Below are 4,616 nucleotides of genomic sequence, written 5' to 3'. Positions count from 1 at the left end.
TGGTTCTATCTATCATATTTCAGGACATATTACTAATATCGGAATTTCACCGATTACTGCCGCAACTGTTGTATCTGGAGTAATGATTGGTTCCGCAATTGGTAAGATTTCTATCGGTTATTTTCTGGATAAGTTTAATGCTAAGTTAGTTTTAGCCGTTTACTCTTTATTTGGTGTAATCGGTTGGGGCGGCCAGGCAATGCTTAGAGAAAGCAATTTATTGATTTTAGCTGCTGTAATTCTAGGTTCAGGTCAAGCAGTTTGCGTGGTTGCTTTACCATATCTTATTCGTCAAATTTTTGGTGAAAAAGATTACAGCAACATTCTTTCTGTCATTAATATGATCGGTGCCTTTGCAATGTCAGCTTCAGTTTATTTGATCGGTTTATTCTTTGATCAAACTGGATCTTACAACTTAGGATGGATGATTAACGTTTCAGCAGTTGCACTTAGTTTCATTGTGATCATGATTACATTGGGTAAAAAAAGAAAGTGCAAATTCAGATTTTAGAAAGTAAGCGTCCAAAACTGAAGTATCCTTTTTGGCTCCCAATTTTCGGCTATCCTTGTTTCATAAACTTAAGGAGGCAACGAATATGCTTGAAAAACAATAGTCAATCGTGGCTCTGGATCATCCGAAAAGACCAAAAAAGGCACGTCCGCCACGCAACAATTTGATGCTTAGTCTGAAAAAGAATGACCTTGAACTGAATTTTTATAGCTCTTTGGATCCTGATGGCCTAAACAAAATCTTGAGCAAGGTCCTATCATGATTAACCTTTATGACTTGGGGCAGGTCTACATTGTTTGTGGTCGAACAGATATGATACGCGGAATCGATGGCCTGGCTGCCATAGTTAAAGATGAATTTGATTTGGATCCTTTTTCTGGCCGAGTCTTTATCTTCTGTGGTGGCAAGGCAACTGTAACTCGTAATCAAAAGATTAAATATGCTGGCAAATTGACAGAAACTTCACGTTAACTTTACTATTACGTTGGCAGCGGTGCTTATGTTAAGGCAAAAGATGTAAGCTAAGTTGCCGGTAAAAATGTAATGTTCTTGAAAACCAACACTTATGTCTACAACAAGAAGTGTCAACGTATCAAGAAACAAGGTACTTTAAGACAAGGTACTTTAGTGACATACAGTGGTAGTGTCAAAGCTGCTAGTTCATCAGATGATTTCTTCTTCTACCCAAGTGAATCTTCTAATAAAGATCCACAAGCTTTGAAACAATACAAGATTAAAGGGAAAGTTTACTACGCTTTAGGTGGCGGTCGCTACGTTAAGGCAGTGAATGTAAGTAAAATCAATGGTCAATATGTCTTCACAAAGCAACCAACTTATGTAATTCCCCGTGCTGATATGTATGTTTTGAACAAAGATTTAAAGGAAACTTAAGTTGTTCATGCTGGTAGCAAAGTCAAGATTGATCAGGCTTTGATCGATACTGACTACACTGACCCACAATTGTATGTCAGAATAGCTGGCACCAAGGATCAATTCTTGTACTGGACTGATGCAGGTGATTATCCAGATGAAGATGAGGGTAATTTTAGCTTTAGATTCTTCATGGATGATAATCATAATTTTGCGGAATCAACTCAATCGTTGGTTACTTTTAAACAAGGCCTAGAAAAGACTACACCACTTTACAATGATCAAGGTCAGTTAGTTGATTTAGGTGGCAAATATTTGGAAAAGGCAGCTCGTGGCAACTTTTTGCCTGAGAACAATTATCAGGTTGATTATGCTCGTTACATTTGGGTACCTAGTGAAAAGAAAGCAGAACTTTTCTATCACTTAATTGGTACTACTTTTTCAATGCGTGATCCACATAGTAAATATCAATACACTTGGGTTAAGCAAAATGTTGGTAGTGTTTATGTAAAGGCGAGTGATGTTATTTTCAAAGGTTTGAAAGTTAAGACTCAAAATACTGCAGAATAGGCTACCAAGTTAGCTGAAAAGTAGAAAAATATTGAAGCGCTGTCGTTTGACGGTGCTTTTTATGTCGATAAAAAATTCTAAAATATTTATTGACAACAGCTAAAAGAAAGATTAATATAACATTAAATTCATTTAAGAAAGGAGTCACATATCATGTTAGAATCACAAAGCGCATTAACAGTAGAATTACGACGCCGCCACCAAAATGATGGTTTATTTGTGATCCTAAATTATGGTGTGTGGCGATCCTAATCTCAGATAATTGATTTACTAATTATTCTATGAAGGTTCACATTCCTTAATTGGGATGTGGGCCTTTTTTTATTTTTTTAGAAAAGAGAAATGACTATGAAAGCTATTAAATTTATCAGTACTACCGGTTTACTTATTGGTGCAGCTTTAAGTTTAGCTGCATGTGGTCAAAATAATAAGAATGCAGCCAAGACTGCGAAGAAGTTCCCTGAACAAACCCCACAAAAGACAGCAAAACAGGGTGGAACTTTAACCTATGCTATTGAAACTGATACTCCTTTTAAAGGAATTTTTGATAGTCAGTTATCAGTTGATCAAGTGGATTCAGACGTAATGCAATTTGGTAATGAGGCTTTGTTCGATACTGATAATCAATATAAGATAACTAATAAAGGCCCAGCTACTTTTAAATTAGACAAGAAAGCCAAGACAGTAACAATTACTGTTAAGAAAGGAGTTAAGTGGTCCGATGGTAAGCAAGTTATTGCTAAGGATTTGGAATATCCATATGAAATGACTACCAACAAAGCTACCAACAGTCTGCTGTACTCAGATTCTCTAGCTAATATTGTGGGAATGAAAGCCTATCACAATGGCAAAGCGAAAACTATTTCAGGCATAACTTATCCTGATGGTGAAAATGGCAGAACTATCGTCATTCACTTTTTAGCAATGAAGCCAGGGATGTTGCAATCTGGTAATGATTATTTCATTGAAACAGCAGCTCCATACCATCATTTAAAGGATGTACCTTTTAGTAAATTAGTTTCATCAGATCAAATCAGAAAGGATCCATTATTCTTTGGTCCATATAAAGTTAGCAAAGTTGTCAGAGGTCAGTCAGTAACTTGGGTTCCTAATAAATATTATTGGAGAGGTAAACCAAAGTTGAATAAGATTGTGGCGCAAGTTGTTTCAACTAAGACAGCTAGCCAAGCGATTAAGAGTCACAAGTTTGATATTGCAGATGTAGTTAACTCTGATTGGCAAGCCGTTAAAACTGCCAAAGATGTTAAATTTATTGAGAAGATTCCTCTTGCATATAGTTACTTAGGCTTCAAAGTCGGGAAGTGGGAGAATGGCAAGAATGTCATGGATAAGAATGCCAAGATGAACAATAAATCTTTGCGTCAGGCAATTGCCTATGCCATGAATATTAATCAAGTTGAAAAGAGATACACGCAAGGTTTGACTTTCAGAGTGCCAACTTTGATTCCTGCTCAATTTGGCGATTACTTCGATAAAAATGCAAAAGGCTTTCCATACAATTTAAAGAAAGCCAACCAATTATTGGATAAAGCTGGCTACAAGAAGAAAGGCAAATGGAGGGTTCAACCTAATGGCAAGCCTTTGAGTATTCACTTGGCCGCAATGACAGGTTCCGCAGTGCAAGAGCCGATTATTCAGAATTATATTCAACAGTGGCATAAAATTGGCTTGCATGTCAGCTTAACTGGTGGCAGATTAATTGAGTTCAATTCCTTCTACGACAAACTGGACCACGATGATAAAAATGTTGATATGTTTATGGCAGCTTGGTCATTGTCATCAGAGCCTTCACCAAGAGGGATATACAGCGAAACTAACCCAATGAATGACTCTAGATTTGCTACTAAGGAAAACAATAAATTATTAAATGAGATTGATTCAACTAAGGCATTCAATCACAAGTACCGGGTAGCAGCTTTTCATAGGTGGCAACAATATATGAACGATGAAGCTTATATTGTGCCAATGACTAATTCATATTCAATTCAGGCAGTCAATAATAAGATTGTAAACTACTCATTAAAACCAGCAGCTGCAAATAGTGTTTGGTACAAGGTTGGCTATGCTAAATAAATTGTGAATAGAAAAAGATTGCTCTAATCACTAGATCCATACATATGTTCGCATTATAATTTAACTTGCAATGACTTTTAAGGGTAGGTTTAGTGATTATGAAGAAAGAAATAATTGATGTTGAAAATAAAGATGTAAGAAAGAAATTACGTAGAAAGTATTTAGTGAGCCTTTTTGGGGATGCGTTGGGTTTAATTAGTGTTATCTTCTTAGCCCATGCACGAGCTCAAAATAATCTCTCACTCATGATTTGGACGTGTATTTAAATACACTAGCTTTAATTTTCATAATTACTGGCAACTTCTTCATAGCTTCAAAAGAGTATAAACAAATTAGACGTCTATCGGCACAAGAACTTAAAGAAATAAGTGAAGAATTAGATAAATTTCCTGATCCTTTTGATAGTCGAGGATTAACAATTGTTTCGACTTTATTTTTATTAGTCTGGCTGTTGTGCTATTGTTTGGCTTAGTTAAGTTATCACAGTATGGTCTGATTGAGTTTATCTGTTTCATCTATGCGATTTGCTTTGTAGTCGATTTAAGAAACGTTGTTAAGTATTCGATTTAAA

At 35.9% G+C, this 4,616-nt stretch carries 6 protein-coding genes; all 6 read left to right on the top strand.

All coding sequences use genetic code 11. The features are described from left to right. Nucleotides 1-511 (top strand): MFS transporter (locus HMPREF0518_RS08850; RefSeq protein ID WP_003627892.1); only part of this gene is annotated, 511 nt, incomplete at its 5' end. A 258-nt stretch (nt 512-769) separates the two neighbouring features. Continuing rightward, nucleotides 770-982 carry an IS66 family insertion sequence element accessory protein TnpB gene (gene tnpB / locus HMPREF0518_RS08845; protein WP_003627891.1) on the top strand — a complete coding sequence of 71 codons (213 nt, stop codon included), beginning with the start codon at nt 770-772 and terminating at the stop codon, nt 980-982. A 72-nt stretch (nt 983-1,054) separates the two neighbouring features. Further along, nucleotides 1,055-1,402 carry an SLAP domain-containing protein gene (locus HMPREF0518_RS08840; RefSeq protein WP_003627890.1) on the top strand — a complete coding sequence of 116 codons (348 nt, stop codon included), beginning with the start codon at nt 1,055-1,057 and terminating at the stop codon, nt 1,400-1,402. 39 nt (nt 1,403-1,441) lie between these two features. Then, nucleotides 1,442-1,951, top strand: coding sequence for a hypothetical protein (locus tag HMPREF0518_RS08835; RefSeq protein WP_003627889.1), 510 nt, complete (start codon nt 1,442-1,444; stop codon nt 1,949-1,951). A 348-nt stretch (nt 1,952-2,299) separates the two neighbouring features. After that, entirely contained in the window at nt 2,300-4,045 is a 1,746-nt protein-coding gene (locus HMPREF0518_RS08830; RefSeq protein WP_014918530.1) for an oligopeptide ABC transporter substrate-binding protein, read from the top strand. Nucleotides 4,046-4,143: 98 nt separating this feature from the next. Next, a complete protein-coding gene (locus HMPREF0518_RS08825) occupies nt 4,144-4,311 on the top strand; it encodes a hypothetical protein (protein ID WP_003627887.1) in 168 nt (55 codons plus the stop codon). Nucleotides 4,312-4,616 lie beyond the last annotated feature (305 nt).

Source organism: Lactobacillus helveticus DSM 20075 = CGMCC 1.1877, assembly GCF_000160855.1.
GTDB classification, from domain to species: domain Bacteria; phylum Bacillota; class Bacilli; order Lactobacillales; family Lactobacillaceae; genus Lactobacillus; species Lactobacillus helveticus.
This window is presented reverse-complemented; position numbering and strand designations above follow the sequence as displayed.

Bases quoted from the DNA above. Each gene is read 5' to 3' on its own strand.
- tnpB (WP_003627891.1), top strand. From the start codon at position 770: ATGATTAACCTTTATGACTTGGGGCAGGTCTACATTGTTTGTGGTCGA.
- HMPREF0518_RS08840 (WP_003627890.1), top strand. From the start codon at position 1,055: ATGTTCTTGAAAACCAACACTTATGTCTACAACAAGAAGTGTCAACGT.
- HMPREF0518_RS08830 (WP_014918530.1), top strand. From the start codon at position 2,300: ATGAAAGCTATTAAATTTATCAGTACTACCGGTTTACTTATTGGTGCA.
- HMPREF0518_RS08825 (WP_003627887.1), top strand. From the start codon at position 4,144: ATGAAGAAAGAAATAATTGATGTTGAAAATAAAGATGTAAGAAAGAAA.